At 68.1% G+C, this 14,514-nt stretch carries 15 protein-coding genes and 1 tRNA gene; 14 read left to right on the top strand and 2 right to left on the bottom strand.

From position 1 onward, the window contains the following. Positions 1-30: 30 nt before the first annotated feature. The gene (gene fdhD, locus BDW41_RS02055; protein WP_074547130.1) at positions 31-852 is read right to left on the bottom strand and encodes a formate dehydrogenase accessory sulfurtransferase FdhD; all 822 of its coding nucleotides are present in this window, start codon (positions 850-852) and stop codon (positions 31-33) included. 175 nt (positions 853-1,027) lie between these two features. On the opposite strand from fdhD, the gene glp reads away from it, so the two are divergent. From glp to BDW41_RS02000, 11 genes are all read left to right on the top strand, one after another. Beyond that, entirely contained in the window at positions 1,028-2,290 is a 1,263-nt protein-coding gene (gene glp / locus BDW41_RS02050; RefSeq protein WP_074547131.1) for a gephyrin-like molybdotransferase Glp, read from the top strand. Next, on the top strand, positions 2,287-2,628 hold the full coding sequence (locus tag BDW41_RS02045) for a hypothetical protein (protein ID WP_074547132.1): 342 nt from the start codon (positions 2,287-2,289) through the stop codon (positions 2,626-2,628). Before glp ends, BDW41_RS02045 begins: the two co-directional genes overlap by 4 nt. Positions 2,629-2,673: 45 nt before the next feature. Next, positions 2,674-3,450, top strand: a complete 777-nt coding sequence (gene modA / locus BDW41_RS02040) for a molybdate ABC transporter substrate-binding protein (protein ID WP_074547133.1) — start codon at positions 2,674-2,676, stop codon at positions 3,448-3,450. 9 nt (positions 3,451-3,459) lie between these two features. Continuing rightward, entirely contained in the window at positions 3,460-4,143 is a 684-nt protein-coding gene (modB, locus tag BDW41_RS02035) for a molybdate ABC transporter permease subunit (RefSeq protein ID WP_074547134.1), read from the top strand. Then, complete coding sequence (gene modC, locus BDW41_RS02030; protein ID WP_074547135.1) at positions 4,136-5,224, top strand: molybdenum ABC transporter ATP-binding protein; 1,089 nt, start codon at positions 4,136-4,138, stop codon at positions 5,222-5,224. Before modB ends, modC begins: the two co-directional genes overlap by 8 nt. Positions 5,225-5,278: 54 nt before the next feature. Continuing rightward, a complete protein-coding gene (locus BDW41_RS02025; protein WP_074547136.1) occupies positions 5,279-6,481 on the top strand; it encodes a molybdopterin molybdotransferase MoeA in 1,203 nt (400 codons plus the stop codon). A gap of 1 nt (position 6,482) precedes the next feature. Then, the gene (gene moaA, locus BDW41_RS02020) at positions 6,483-7,529 is read left to right on the top strand and encodes a GTP 3',8-cyclase MoaA (protein ID WP_074547137.1); all 1,047 of its coding nucleotides are present in this window, start codon (positions 6,483-6,485) and stop codon (positions 7,527-7,529) included. A 111-nt stretch (positions 7,530-7,640) separates the two neighbouring features. Further along, positions 7,641-8,126: a cyclic pyranopterin monophosphate synthase MoaC gene (gene moaC / locus BDW41_RS02015; protein WP_110301518.1), complete on the top strand. Its 486-nt coding sequence runs from the start codon at positions 7,641-7,643 to the stop codon at positions 8,124-8,126. After that, on the top strand, positions 8,123-8,722 hold the full coding sequence (locus BDW41_RS02010; protein WP_074547138.1) for an NTP transferase domain-containing protein: 600 nt from the start codon (positions 8,123-8,125) through the stop codon (positions 8,720-8,722). Before moaC ends, BDW41_RS02010 begins: the two co-directional genes overlap by 4 nt. Beyond that, a complete protein-coding gene (locus BDW41_RS02005; protein ID WP_074547139.1) occupies positions 8,719-8,961 on the top strand; it encodes a MoaD/ThiS family protein in 243 nt (80 codons plus the stop codon). The genes BDW41_RS02010 and BDW41_RS02005 overlap by 4 nt, the downstream gene beginning before the upstream one ends. Next, a complete protein-coding gene (locus tag BDW41_RS02000) occupies positions 8,958-10,514 on the top strand; it encodes a ThiF family adenylyltransferase (protein WP_074547140.1) in 1,557 nt (518 codons plus the stop codon). Before BDW41_RS02005 ends, BDW41_RS02000 begins: the two co-directional genes overlap by 4 nt. Positions 10,515-10,584: 70 nt before the next feature. On the opposite strand, the gene BDW41_RS01995 is transcribed toward BDW41_RS02000, so the two are convergent. Beyond that, positions 10,585-10,669, bottom strand: a tRNA-Leu gene (locus BDW41_RS01995). 277 nt (positions 10,670-10,946) lie between these two features. Here BDW41_RS01995 and rnr point away from each other — a divergent pair. Genes rnr through BDW41_RS01980 form a run of 3 tightly spaced genes read left to right on the top strand, consistent with a single transcriptional unit; the run spans position 10,947 to position 14,475 of the window. Next, positions 10,947-13,448 carry a ribonuclease R gene (gene rnr / locus BDW41_RS01990; RefSeq protein ID WP_110301517.1) on the top strand — a complete coding sequence of 834 codons (2,502 nt, stop codon included), beginning with the start codon at positions 10,947-10,949 and terminating at the stop codon, positions 13,446-13,448. Then, positions 13,445-14,191 (top strand): 23S rRNA (guanosine(2251)-2'-O)-methyltransferase RlmB, encoded by a 747-nt coding sequence (gene rlmB / locus BDW41_RS01985; protein WP_074547142.1) that lies wholly within the window; start codon positions 13,445-13,447, stop codon positions 14,189-14,191. The genes rnr and rlmB overlap by 4 nt, the downstream gene beginning before the upstream one ends. Next, complete coding sequence (locus BDW41_RS01980; protein WP_074547143.1) at positions 14,188-14,475, top strand: hypothetical protein; 288 nt, start codon at positions 14,188-14,190, stop codon at positions 14,473-14,475. Before rlmB ends, BDW41_RS01980 begins: the two co-directional genes overlap by 4 nt. Positions 14,476-14,514: the final 39 nt, after the last annotated feature.

Raw genomic sequence — 14,514 nt, 5'->3', positions numbered from 1 at the left:
GTGATGTCGAAACGGTGATGTCGAAAAAGGCTAGGGCCCCAGCCTCTCCGGATGCGTATACACATTGTGACTCCCCGGACGCGCAAAGCCGATCAACGTAATGCCCGCACTGCGCGCAAGTTCGACAGCAAGTGCCGTCGGCGCGGAGATCGCGGCCAGCACGGCGATGCCGACGCTCGCCGCCTTGGTCACCATTTCGTAGCTGGCGCGGCTGGTGACCAGGGCGAATCCCGCATCCACATCAACGCCAGCGCGATGGATGGCTCCGATCAGCTTGTCCAGCGCGTTGTGGCGGCCGACGTCCTCGCGCACATGAAGAATATGGCCCGAGGCATCGGCCCAGGCCGCCGCGTGCACCGCGCCGGTGGCGAGGTTCATCGGCTGGCGCGCCTTGAGTTCCTGCAGCGCGCGTTCCAGTGCTTCGCGGGTCAGACTGGGGCCAGCGCCCGCCGCGCCGTCGTGGCGCACCGCGTTTTCCAGGTCCCGCGTGCCGCAGATGCCGCAGCCGCTGCGGCCCGGCAGCAGGCGTTCCCGCGCCTTGTCCAGATGCGCGCCCGGAGCGTTGTCGGTGACGCGCATGGCCAGCTCGATGCCTTCGAGCAGGGCATGCGTTTCCAGCTGCAGCAGTTGCGATGCGTCGTTGACCAGGCGCTCGGTCAGCGAGAAACCCAGGGCGAAATCGTCCAGGTCGTGCGGCGAGGCCATCATCACGGCGAAGCTGGCGCCGTTGTAGACCATGGCGACGGGGATTTCCTCGGCGATGAGGTCTTCCTCGTGCGACGACGCGCCGTTTCGCCAGCGGTCGACCGTGCGGACGGCAACACCCGGCGATGTCTCTGCGCGGTCGGACACGGGCGGTTCTCCTGCGGTTGCGGCGGCAAACGGTCGCGTGTCGACCGGGCGCGGACGGCCTCGGTCGACACCGCGCATCGTATCAAGGTAGCTTGGCCGCTTGCATACGGCAGCCCCCGCGCAGAGCATGGCGGGGAGGCAGCTTCCCGCGCGACGACACAGGCCACGACTTCGGATGATTGCTTACCACGACGCCCTTCAGCGGATCTTGCAGCACGCCAGGCGGCTAGAGGCGCTGTCGTACCCGGTGGGCGAGGCCGTGGGCAAGGTGCTGGCGCGCGATGTGGTGAGCCCGATGGACTTGCCCTCGTTCGATCATTCGGCGATGGACGGTTATGCCCTGCACGCCCCGCAAGCGCTTGCGGCAGGTTCGGAGCATGCGGTGCAGGGTTCGCAGGCCGCGGGCGATGCGCGGCGCGCATCCGCCGGCATGGCCTGGGAAATCATGACCGGCGCGCGTCTACCCGATGGGCTCGATACCGTGGTGCCGGTCGAGCATACGGAACTGCTGGAACGCCGGCCTGACGGTTCGCCCGCGCGCATCCGCCTGCTCGATGCGGTGATGCCGACGGCCAACGTCCGTTACGCCGGCAGCGACGTTGCGAAAGGCACTGTGATCGCCTCCGCCGGCACCCGCGTGGCGGCCAGTCACGTGATGTTGTTCGCGGCGCTTGGTATCGCCGCGGTGGAGGTGGTGCGCGCGCCACGGGTGGCGATCATCTGCACCGGCAAGGAATTGCAGGCGGATCCGTCGCAGCCGCTGCGCGATGGCGAGATCTACGCCTCCAACGGTCCGTATCTCGCGGCGGCGCTCGCCGCGATGGGCGCGCACGTGCTGTCTTGCGAAACGGTGGACGACACCGGACAGAGCTTCACCGACGCCATGCGGCGTGCGCAACGCGCGGGTGTCGATCTGATCGTCAGCACCGGCGCCGTGTCGATGGGACGCTACGACTTCGTGCCCGACGCCCTGGCGGAACTCGACGCGCGCCTGCTGTTCCACAAGGTCGGCATTCGCCCCGGCAAGCCGCAACTGGCGGCGATGCTGGGCGATGCGATGGTGTTCGGCCTGCCCGGTACGCCCATGGCCGTGGCGGTGGGGTTGCGCTTTTTCATCGCGCCGCTGCTGCGCGCCATGCGTGGGCAGGCGGCCGAACCCGCGTGGCAGGCCGTGCTCGATACGCCGCAGCAGCCCAAGCCCGGCTTGCGCCATTTCCTGCGGGGTCGCGTGACGCAGGATGAAACCGGCCGGCTTCATGCGCAGGTGCTCGCGCAGCAGCAGCCGTTCCGCATCCAGCCGTTCGCGCAGGCCGGGGCCTGGATCGTGCTGCCGGAAGACGCCGGCCCCGTCGCGCCAGGCGCGCAAGTCATCGTGGCGAGCCTGCATCCCGACGAGCCGCTGCTCGGCGGATCAGACCCTCAAGGAGTCGCATCATGAAACTGCAGATCGAAGGGCAGAGCCTGCGCGTGCGCATCGGCGAGGTGGAGCTGGCCAGCCTGCTGGTGGGCCAGCCCGTGGTTTCGCATACGCGTTTTACACACGACATGTCGCTGTCGTGCACGCTGCGCGCGGTGGCCGGCGCGGCGGCACGCTTCAGTGGGCCGGCGGTCGCCTGGACGATCGACCTGCCCGAAGACTCCCTGCGCGCCTACGCGGCCACCTTGCCGTCCCGCGACGGGCTGACGTTTGTGCTGGAAAGCGGCGAGGGCGAGCCACTGGAACTGCTGTTCGACGTGGACGTGCGCGACAGCGTGCGCCATCGTCGCGCCAAGTAGACGATGGGCTGGACTATCCTCAACCACCGCACCAGGAGTGACACGATGAAGCGTCGGCTGTTGCAAGCCCTGTTGGCCCTCGGGGCGGTGTTCGCATCCGCGTCGATGGCCGCGCCCGCCGACAACCACATCACGGTGGCCGCCGCGGCCGACCTGCATCAGGCGCTGGACGAGGTGGCGGCGGCGTATCGCCACGATCATCCCGGCAGCCGCATCGACGTGGTGTATGGCTCCTCGGGCAACCTGCTGACGCAGATCGAGCAGGGCGCGCCCTTCGAGATCTTCTTCTCGGCGGACAGCGGCTACCCGCAGCAACTGGTGGAGCACGGCAAGGCAGGCGGTACGCCGGTGCCTTATGCATTTGGCCACCTGGTGATGTGGAGCGCGAGCATCGACATGCGCGGCGTGCAGGTCGCCGACCTGGCGCAGCCTCGCTTCGGACGCATCGCCATCGCCAATCCGCAGCATGCGCCGTACGGCAAGCGCGCCGAACAGGCGCTGCGTGCGGCGGGCGTATGGGACAAGCTGCAGTCGCGGCTGGTGTTTGGCGACAACATCGGCCAGACCGCGCAGTTCGCGCAGAGCGGCAACGCGCAGGTGGGGCTGGTGGCGGAATCGCTGGTGATCAACTCGCCCGTCAAGGGCACGTCCGAGCCCGTGCCGGCATCGCTGTACGAGCCGCTGAAGCAGAGTTTCGTACTGACCCGGCGCGGCGCGGACAACCCGCTTGCGCAGGACTTCGCACGCTACGTGCAGTCGGCGCCGGCCAAGGCCCTGCTTGCGCGCTACGGCTTCAACCTGCCGGAGGACGGCGCGCACTGAGCGCCCCTCATGGCCTGGCTGACGGATGCGGACATCGAGGCGTTGGGGCTGACGCTGCGGCTGGCGACGACGGTCACGGTGCTGTTGCTGCTGTTCGGCCTGCCGCTGGCGTGGTGGCTGGCGCATACGCGCTCGCGCTGGCGGCGCCCCATCGCCGCCGTGGTGGCCCTGCCCCTGGTGTTGCCGCCGACCGTGCTGGGTTTCTATCTGCTGATGCTGCTGGGGCCGAACGGCGTGGTGGGGCGGGCCATGGCCGCGCTCGGGCTGGCGGCGTTGCCGTTCACCTTCAAGGGACTGGTGGTGGCCTCGATGCTGTATTCGCTGCCGTTCGTGGTGCAGCCGCTGCAGAACGCCTTCGAAGCGGTGGGCAACCGCCCGCTGGAAGTGGCCGCCTGCCTGCGTGCGGGGCCGCTGGACCGCTTCTTCAGCATCGCCTTGCCCCTGGCCTTGCCGGGCGTGGTGACCGCAGCGGTGCTTAGTTTTGCCCACACGGTGGGCGAGTTCGGCGTGGTGCTGATGATCGGCGGCAACATTCCGGGCCAGACGCGCGTGCTGTCCATGCGCATCTACGATCATGTGCAGGCGGGCGAGTACCACCAGGCCAACGTGCTGTCGCTGTGCCTGCTCGCGGTGTCGTTCGCGGCCTTGCTCGCCATGTCGCTCTTGCGCACCCGCAGGCAGACGCGTGACTGATTCCCCGCACGGCCTGGAAGCCAAGCTCGCCTGGCGCCGCGGTGCGCTCGCGTTCGATATCGACCTGCGCTTGCCGCCGCAGGGCATCACCGCCTTGTTCGGGCCTTCCGGCGCGGGCAAGAGCAGCTGCCTGCGCGCCATCGCGGGACTGGAACGCGACGCGTCGGGCCGGATGAGTTTTGGATCGCAGCTGTGGCAGGACAGCCTGCATCGCGTATTCGTGCCCACGCATCGTCGGCGCCTCGGCTATGTCTTCCAGGAGCCCAGCCTGTTTACCCATCGCAGCGTCGCCGGCAACCTGGATTTCGGCTATCGGCGCGCGGGCCGCCCGGCGCATCTGGATCGCGAAGGCCTGATTGATCGCTTCGGCTTGCGGCCCCTGTTGCCGCGTCGCGTGGATCACCTCTCCGGTGGCGAGCGCCAGCGCGTGGCGATGGTGCAGGCGCTGCTTTCCGATCCCGCCCTGCTGCTGTTCGACGAGCCGTTGTCCGCGCTCGATGGCGCGGCGCGCGGTGACCTCATGGCTTGCCTGGAATCGCTGCATGCCACGCTGCGCGTGCCGATGATCTACGTGAGCCACAACGTGGACGAGGTGGCGCGGCTGGCCGACCATCTGGTGCTGATGGAAGCGGGACACGTGGTGGCGCAGGGCAGCCTGCAGGACACCCTGACCCGGCTGGACCTGCCGCCGGCCTTGGGCGAAGCCGTGGGCGCGGTCATCGACGGGCAGGTGGTGGATGTCGACGCGCAGGACCAACTGGTCGCGCTGGAGTTCGCCGGCGGGCGCCTGTGGCTGCCGTATCGCCACGAAAGCGTGGGCCAGCGGCTGCGTTGCCGCATCGGCGCCCGCGACGTGGTGCTGACCAAGGCTCCGCAGGAAGGCACCAGCGCGCTCAACCAGCTGCCGTGCCGCATCATCGCCGTGGCCGACGCGGATCATCCCTCGCAGTTGCTCGTGCAGCTCGATGCCGGCGGCAACACGCTGCTGGCCCGCATCACGCGCCGATCCTGGTACGCCCTGGCGCTGGCGCCGGGCAGCACGGCCTGGGCGCAGGTGAAGGCCGTTGCGCTGGGACTTTGACGGGCGCGCTATGCTCAGTGCCACGCGGCCATACTTCCTCGCACAATGGGAACCATGAGCGACCTGATCAGCGTCAGCCAGGCGGAAGCCTTGATCGCCGAACACATGCCCTCGTTTGGCAGTGAGCGCGTGCGCTTGGGCGATGCCGCAGGACGGATACTTCGGCAAGCCGTGCACGCCGAACACGATCATCCGCCATTCGACCGCGTGATGATGGATGGCATCGCCGTGCACTGGTCCGCCACCTTGCCGCGCCGCTTGCGCGTGGCAGGCGCGCAGATGGCAGGCATGCGGATGCAATCGCTGTCCGCGCATGACGCGTGCCTCGAGGTGACGACCGGCGCCATGCTGCCGGCCGGCACCGACTGCGTGATTCCGGTGGAGCAATTGCACCGCGATGGCGACAGCTACGCGCTGGCGGACGGCTACCAGCCCGCCGCAGGGCAGTTCATCCACCGGCGTGGCTCGGATTGTACGCAAGGCAGCCTGTTGCTCTCGCCGGGCATGCACCTGGGGCCGGCGGAAATGGCCTTGCTGGCGGCCAATGGCGTGGCGATGGTCGAGGTGGCGGCGATGCCGTCGGTCGCCATCGTGTCCACCGGCGATGAACTGGTGGAGGTCGATGCGCCCCTGGGCGAAGGACAGATCCGCCGCTCCAACGACACCGCCGTGCGTGCGGCGCTGCGGCTCGACGGCTTCGACCGCGTCGTCGCCGAGCATATCGTCGACGATGAAGACGCCACGCGCGTGCGCATCGCCGAACTGCTGCTGCAGCACGACGTGCTGTTGCTTTCCGGTGGCGTATCGATGGGGCAGCGCGACTACGTGCCCGCGGCGCTGGCGGCGGAAGGCGTGCGCAAGGTGTTCCATCGCATTGCGCAGAAGCCGGGCAAGCCGATGTGGTTCGGTATCGGCCCGCGCGGGCAGGCGGTGTTCGCCTTGCCCGGCAACCCCGTGTCCGCCCTGGTGTGCGCCACGCGCTATGCGCGCCCAGCCCTGCGCGCAGCGCTGGGAGCGTCGCCCGCGGCACCCGAATACGTGTGCCTGGACGAGGCGGTGGACATCAACCCGACGCTGGCCAGCTTCGTGCCCGCGCGCGTACAAACCGACACGCAGGGGAGGCTGATGGCCTATCCAGTACCTTCACGCACCTCGGGTGATTTTTCGTCCCTGCCGCGCACGCAGGGATTCGTGCAGTTGCCACCGGGGCAGGGCAAGGCGCCCGCCGGTACGGTGGCGTCGTTCTACCGGTGGTGAGATGAACGCACTCGACGCCCGCGAATCCTCGGCCGTGCTGCCGGTCGATCAATGGGGCCGCCCGTTGCACGACCTGCGCATTTCGGTGATGGACCGCTGCAATTTCCGTTGTCCGTACTGCATGCCGGAGTCGACCTACGGCGAGCACTTCACCTTCCTTCGCAACGACGAACGCCTGAGTTTCGACGAGATCGAACGCCTGTGCCGCTTGGCCGCGACGCAGGGCGTGAGCAAGCTGCGCCTTACCGGCGGCGAACCGCTGTTGCGGCCAAACCTGGTCGAACTGGTCGCGCGCTTGCGCCGCATCGACGGCATCACCGATCTGGCCCTGACCTCCAATGGCGTGCTGCTGTCGCGGCATGCGAACGAGCTGCGCGATGCCGGCCTCGACCGCGTCACCATCAGCCTCGACACGCTCGACCCTGCGCTGTTCCACCGCATGAGCGGCGGACGCGGCGCACTGGACGACGTGCTGGCCGGTATCGAGGCCGCCCGCGCTGCCGGGTTCCCACACGGCGTGAAGCTCAACACCGTGGTGCAGCGTGGCGTGAACGAGCACACGGTGCTGGACCTGGTCGAGCGCTTCCGTGGCAGCGGCATCGTCGTGCGCTTCATCGAATACATGGACGTGGGCAACCGCAACGACTGGAGTCCGGAGGCGGTGGTGCCCTCGGCCGAGCTGATACAGCGCATCGGCGGCCGCTGGCCGCTGCGCGCCGTGCCGCCGACCTACCCCGGCGAGGTCGCCACGCGCTACCGCTTCGAGGACGGCGCGGGTGAAATCGGCATGATCTCGTCCATCAGCCAGCCGTTCTGCGGCGGCTGCACGCGGGCGAGGCTGTCTTCCGAAGGCATGCTGTACACCTGCCTGTTCGCCACCCGCGGCACCGACCTGCGTGGTCCCTTGCGCGGCGGCGCCACCGACGCGGAGCTGACCGAGCTGCTGCGGGACACCTGGCTCCGCCGCCGCGATCGTTACAGCGAGGAGCGGGCCGGGCACCACGGCAAGGCGCCCCGCAAGATCGAAATGCACTACATCGGTGGCTGACGGAGGCTCTGGAAACGGGATGCCGCGTTTTCTAGACGGTTTTTTAATTTCGCCCGCCCGCATCCGGCCGATAATCCTCCCCATGCCTTTCCGGAGTGCCCCGTGACCGCACTGCCCACCACGCTTTCCCACGTCGACGAACAGCAGCAGCCACGCATGGTGGACGTCGGCGCCAAGGCGGTGACCCGCCGGACGGCCCGCGCCCGCGCCCGGGTCACTTTTCCCGCCGATGTCGCGCAGCGCCTGCACGAGGCCGGCTACGTGACGCCCAAGGGCGCCGTGCTCACCGTGGCGCAGATCGCCGGCGTGATGGGCGCCAAGGCCACGCCGCAGCTGATTCCGCTGTGCCATCCGCTCGGCATCGACAAGTGCGATATCGACATCCGCATGGAGGGCGTGGATGCCTGGATCGATTGCACCGTGGCCTGCGCCGGGCGCACGGGCGTGGAAATGGAAGCGCTGACCGGCGCGAGCATTGCCGCGCTGACCATCTACGACATGTGCAAGGCGATGTCGCACGACATCGTGATCGGTGAGATTCGCCTCGTCGCCAAGACGGGCGGCAAACACGATATCGGCGGCGAGGAGATCGCATGAGCGGCCAGCGCGCTCCCCTCTACGGCCTGCTGCTGAGCGGCGGCGCGAGCCAGCGCATGCGCCAGGACAAGGCGGCGCTGGCCTATCGCGGCGAACCGCAGCTGCTGCGTGCATGGCGCCTGCTCGAAGCGGTGACCGAACGCGCCTTCGTGTCCGTGCGCGACAGCCAGCGCGACGATCCACTGCGTGCCGGCCTGCCGCAGATCGTGGACAGCTACGACGCCATCGGCCCCGCCGCGGGCATACTCTCCGCGCAGGATCTTCATCCAGACGCGGCGTGGCTGGTGCTGGCGTGCGATCTGCCGTTGCTGGACAGCGGCACGCTGCAACGCCTGATCGATGCGCGCGACGCGACCGCCGACGCGACCGCCTTCAACAGCAACTTCGACGGGCTGCCCGAGCCGCTCTGCGCCATCTGGGAGCCCTCCAGCCACGCCTTGCTGTTGCAGCGCTACCGCGACGGCAGCTACTGCCCGCGCAAGGCGCTGATCCAGTCCAACACCAAGTTGTTGCCCGCGCCCGGCGATGCGCTGGACAACGTCAACACCCCCGAGGAGCGGGCAGCCATGCAGCAGCGTTTGGAGTCACCGGCATGACGGTCGTCCATCTTCAGTACTACGCGCAGCTGCGCGAGCAGGCCGGCAAGAGCGGCGAGCAGGTCGTCACGTCGGCGGCGTCGCTGCGCGATCTCTACGACGAGCTGCGCGCCTCGCGCGGTTTCTCGCTGGCGGCGGACGTGCTCAAGGTGGCGGTGAATACCGAATTCAGCACCTGGGATCGGCCGTTGCGCGATGGCGATACGGTCGTCTTCATTCCACCGGTGGCGGGCGGATGAGCCGTTTCGAACTTTCCAGCGCGGCGGTCGACCTGGCGGAGCAGCGCGAGCGGCTTCGCCATGCATCCAGCGGCGGCTTTTGCGCCTTCGAAGGCTGGGTACGCAACAGCAACGAAGGGCGCGAAGTGGATGGCCTTTCGTACGAAGCCTATGCGGAGCTGGCGCTGGCCGAGGGCGAGCGCATCGTGGCCGAGGCTATCGCGCGCTATGGCGTCACGGATGCGCGCTGCGTGCATCGCACCGGCGACCTGGCCATCGGCGACATGGCGGTATGGGTTGGTGCATCCGCACCGCATCGCGACGAGGCTTTCCGCGCCTGCCGCTACATCATCGATGAGATCAAGCACCGGCTGCCGATCTGGAAGAAAGAACACTACGTCACTGGCGAATCCGACTGGGTGGCTTGCACGCACGTGTATCGCGAGCATGAGCACGAGGGCCATCACCACCACCACCACCATCATCATGCGCATGCGGAGCCCTTCGTCCCCGACTATTCGCGCCAGGTCAGGCTGCGCGAGGTCGGTGAGGCGGGGCAGGCGAAACTCGCTGCGTCGCGCGTGCTGGTGATCGGCGCGGGCGGTCTGGGCTGTCCTGTCATCAGCTATCTCGCGGGCGCCGGCGTGGGCACGCTGGGCATCGTCGATGGCGACCGGCTGGACGCGAGCAACCTGCATCGGCAGACCATGTACGACGCGCGCGACGTGGGCGAATACAAGGCGGAGCTGGCGTCCCGGCGCGTGGCCGCGCTCAATCCCGCGGTGCAGGTGCAACTGTGGAAGGAGCCGCTGGACGCGGGCAACGTGCTCGACGTGTTCCGCCAGTTCGACCTGGTGGTGGAATGCACGGACGACATGCGCAGCCGCTACCTGAGCAGCGACGCGGCGGTGCTCACCGGCACGCCGCTGATCCTTGCCAGCATCTACCAGTACGAAGGTCAGCTGCAGTTTGTGGCGGCCAGGCCGGGTTCGCCGTGCCTGCGCTGCCTGTGGCCGCAGGAGCCGGCACCGGAAACCGTCGGCAGCTGCACGCTTGCCGGCGTGCTCGGCCCGGTGCCCGGCGTGCTGGGCGCCATGCAGGCGACGGAGGCGTTGAAGTTTCTGCTCGGTATGCCGCAGCCGAATGCAGGCGCGCTGTCGCTGGTCAACCTGATCGACCTGAGCATCCAGCACCTGCCCATCGATGCGGCGCACGGTTGCGCCGAACAGGGCGGTTGCGTGGAGGTGGCGCGCCGGGCTATGGCGAGAGCCGTCGAAGAAGACGAAGTCGATCTCGCGTTCGATCGCCTGGAAGACGCCGTGGCCGCCGGGTTTCAGTTGGTGGACGTGCGCGAGATGGAAGAACTGGCCAGCGACCCGATGCCGGTAGCGGCAGTGCACGTGCCGTCGGCGAGGGTGGGCGAGCGGGCAGGCGAGTTCGCCGAGGGTCGCTATCTGCTGGTCTGCGCCAGCGGACGCCGCAGCGCACATGCCGCGCGATTGCTGCGCGGTGAAGGTGTGCGTGGCGCTTATTCGCTGGTGGGCGGACTCAACGCATTGCGCATCGCGGGATGACGATGCGCAACCTCGATGCGTAAATGCCGGAAACGAAAAAGCCCGCATCGCTGCGGGCTTCTTCTATAATTGGTGCCCAGGAGAGGACTCGAACCTCCACGGTTTTACCCGCTAGTACCTGAAACTAGTGCGTCTACCAATTCCGCCACCTGGGCAGGTGTCACGCTTCGCAAAGTGGTCTGCGTGAGCCGCGTAGATTAGGCATGTGTGGGTGGGTTGTCAACTATTCTTCACAAAAATTTTTCCGGAGCGCGCCTCGCGCGGCCCGGAGTCCCGATAAAACCAAGCAAAGGCAAGGATGTGACCAAAAAGAAAGAACCGCGCAGCAGCAAGCAGGAAGCCCGACGTGGCCCGAAGCCGCCGAAATCCGGCGGCGCCCGCCCGAAGCGTTCGGCGCTTGACCCGTCGCGGCAGCGCGTGGAGGTGGGGCAGGTGGACGATCCCCACGCCGAGCGGGAGGCGCAGCGCTACGAGCGGCCCATCCCCAGCCGCGAGGCGATCCTCGCATTGCTCGAACAGCGCGGCGAACTGCTGACCGAGGCACGCATCGCCGAAGCCTTGTCGCTCTACGATGAATACGAACTCAACGCGCTGCGCAAGCGTCTGGGCGCCATGGTGCGCGACGGCCAGCTGCTGCTGGGGCGTCGCGGCGGTTACGCGCCGGCCAACAAGCTGGACCTGATCCAGGGCGTGGTGCTGGCCAACGCCGAGGGCTACGGCTTCCTGCGCCCCGATGGCGGCGGCGACGACCTCTACCTTTCGCCCCAGCAGATGCGTTCCGTGTTGCACGGCGACCGCGTGCTGGCCAGCGTGGTCGGCATCGACCGCCGCGGTCGCAAGCAGGGTGCCATCGTCGAGGTATTGCAGCGCCGCTCGCCGCGGTTGGTGGGCCGCGTGGTTATCGAGAACGGCGTGACCCTGGTGGCACCCGACGACCGCCGCGTCCATCAGGACGTGATGATCGTGCCGGGCCAGGACATGGGTGCTCGCTCCGGCCAGATCGTGGTGGCCGAGATCACCGACCCGCCGACGCCGCACCGCGGCCCGCTGGGCGCCATTCGCGCCGTGCTGGGCGAACGCCTGCAGCCCTCGCTGCTGGTGGAGATGGCCATTGCCAGCCACGACCTGCCGCACGAGTGGCCCGATGCGGTGACGCGCGAGGCCGCGCAGGTCGAGCCGCAGGTGACCGCCGCCGAGCGCGAGGGCAGGGTGGACCTGCGTTCGCTGCCGCTGGTGACCATCGACGGCGCGGATGCGCGCGACTTCGACGACGCCGTGTACGCCGAGCCCAGGCGCGGTGGCGGTTATCGCCTGGTGGTCGCCATCGTCGACGTGTCGCATTACGTCAAGGTGGGCTCCGCGCTGGACAAGGAAGCCTACGAACGCAGCACCTCCACCTACTTCCCCGGCTTCGTGGTGCCGATGCTGCCGGAGACGCTCTCCAACGGCATCTGCTCCCTGAACCCCAAGGTCGAGCGCCTGTGCATGGTGTGCGACATGGTGGTGGATGCGCAGGGCGAGGTGACGAAATCGAAGTTCTACAACGCCGTGATGCGCTCGCATGCGCGCCTCACCTACGACCGCGTGTGGCAGGCCATTGGCCTCAACGATGCCGACGCGCGGCACGAACTGGCCGACGTGCTGCCGCAGGTGGAACACCTGCATGGGCTCTACAAGCTGATGGCGGAACAGCGCAAGCGCCGCGGCGCCATCGATTTCGAAACGCCCGAGGTGAAGTTCCGCCTCGACCAGCGCGGCGAAGTGGAGGCCATGGGCGCCACCGAGCGCAACGATGCGCACAAGCTGATCGAGGAATGCATGATCGCCGCCAACGTACAGGCGGCGCTGTTCCTCGAGAAAAAGAAGATCCCCGCGCTGTTCCGCGCGCATGAGCCGCCGCCGGCCGAGAAGTACGAAGACCTGCAGCAGTTCCTGCGCGAGTTCAAGCTGCGCATGCCGCCAGTGGAAGAAGTGACGCCGGCCGACTTCGCCGACATCCTGCGGCTGGTGCAGGATCGTCCGGAGCGGGAACTGATCCAGTCGGTGCTGTTGCGCGCGCAGAGCATGGCGGCCTACCAGCCCGACAATCGCGGCCACTTCGGCCTGGCGCTGGAGGCGTACGCGCACTTCACCTCGCCGATCCGCCGCTACCCGGACCTGCTGGTGCATCGTGCGATCCGCTATGCGCTCGCGGGCGGCAAACCCAGCGCGTACAACTACAGCGCCAGCGAAATGGCGGCGATGGCCGTGCACTGCTCGCAGCGCGAGCGCCGCGCGGAGGAAGCCGAGCGCGACGTGGACGAGCGCTTCAAGTGCGCGTGGATGTCCAAGCACGTCGGCAGCGAGTTCGACGGCACCGTCACCGGCGTCACCTCGTTCGGCCTGTTCGTGGAGCTGGACGATTCCAAGGTGTCGGGCCTGGTGCACATCAGCCAGCTGTCCAACGACTACTACCACTTCGATCCGGTGCGCCATCTGCTGAAGGGCGAGCGCAGCGGCATGCAGTTCCGCCTGGGCGACCACGTGCGTATCCAGGTGCTGCGCGCCAGCCTGGAGGACCGCAAGATCGATTTCCGGCTCGTTGCCCCGCGCAAGGAGGGCGGCTTCGTGCCGCCGCGCACCGAGCGCCGCTACGACTACGCGGCGGCGGGCGAGCGCTACTCGCTGCCCAAGACGACGCCGCGCCCTGGCTCGCGCGATAATGCCGCCCCCGCGACGTCCCTGCCGCCGTTGCCGCCGATCGAGCGCAAGTCCGCTTCCCGCGGCGGTGACAAGGCGCCCGTCGGCAAGGGCCCCTTTGCCAAGGCGAAGGCCGCGGCCAAGGGCGCGTTCGCCAAGGTCAAGGCGGCCGGCCAGGGGCGGAAGGCGAAGGCTGCTCCGCCCAAGGCAACCACGAAAGCACCGAAAGCTGGAAAGAAGAAAGGCAAACGATGAGTGACAGTTGGATCGTCGGGATCAACCCGGTCGAAGGCGCGCTGAGCAATGACGCGGCGCGCGTGCGCGAGGTGCTGGTCGAACAGGGCCAGCGCAATGCGCGCGTGCAGGAGCTGGCCACGCGTGCCAAGGCGTTGAACATTCCCGTGCATCACCGTCCGCGCGAGCAACTGGATCGCGTGTCGGGCGAAGCGCGCCACCAGGGCGTGGTGGCGCGTTACGAAGCGCCGCCGATGGGTTCGGAGAACGATATCGAACGCCTGCTCGAAGCAGCCGGCCAGAGCGCGCTGGTGCTGGTGCTCGACGGCGTCACCGATCCGCACAACCTGGGCGCCTGCCTGCGCAGCGCCGCAGCCGCGGGCGCGACCATGGTGATCGTGCCCAAGGACCGCGCCGTGGGGCTCACGCCGGTGGTGCGGCGTGCGTCGGCCGGCGGGGCGGATCGCGTGCCGCTCATCGCCGCGACCAATCTTGCCCGCGCGCTGCGCACGCTCAAGGACGCCGGCGTGTGGATCACCGGCCTGGCCGGCGATACGGACGACTCCGTCTACGGCATCGACATGCGTGGTCCTGTGGCCCTGGTGTTGGGCAGTGAAGGCGAGGGCATGCGTCGCCTTACGCGCGAAACCTGCGACTTCGTGGCGAAGATCCCCATGCCCGGCGCGATGGAAAGCCTCAACGTGTCCGTGGCCACGGGCATCGTGTTGTTCGAAGCGTTGCGACAAAGGAGTGACAAGCGATGACCTTCCTCTGGCATGACTGGGCCGGCTATATCGGCGTGGCCCTGGTGTTGCTGGCGTTCCTGCTGTTGCAGGCGCACAAGCTGCACGGCAACGGGCTGGTGTACCAGCTGATGAACGTGCTGGGTGCGCTGGGCGTGATCCTGTCGCTGGTGTTCGGCACCGCGATGAACTGGCCCGCCTTCCTGATGCAGGTGGCGTGGATCGTCATCGGCGTGTACGGCATCGTGCACTCGACTCGCGCGCGCCGTGAGGCACGCGAACTGGGCAGCAAGATCTCGTCCTGACGCGGTATTCAGGCAGGATCCGTAGAATGGTAAATCCGG

This window comes from Dyella sp. AtDHG13 (assembly GCF_003201105.1).
In the GTDB taxonomy this organism is placed as follows: domain Bacteria; phylum Pseudomonadota; class Gammaproteobacteria; order Xanthomonadales; family Rhodanobacteraceae; genus Dyella; species Dyella jiangningensis_B.
This window is presented reverse-complemented; position numbering and strand designations above follow the sequence as displayed.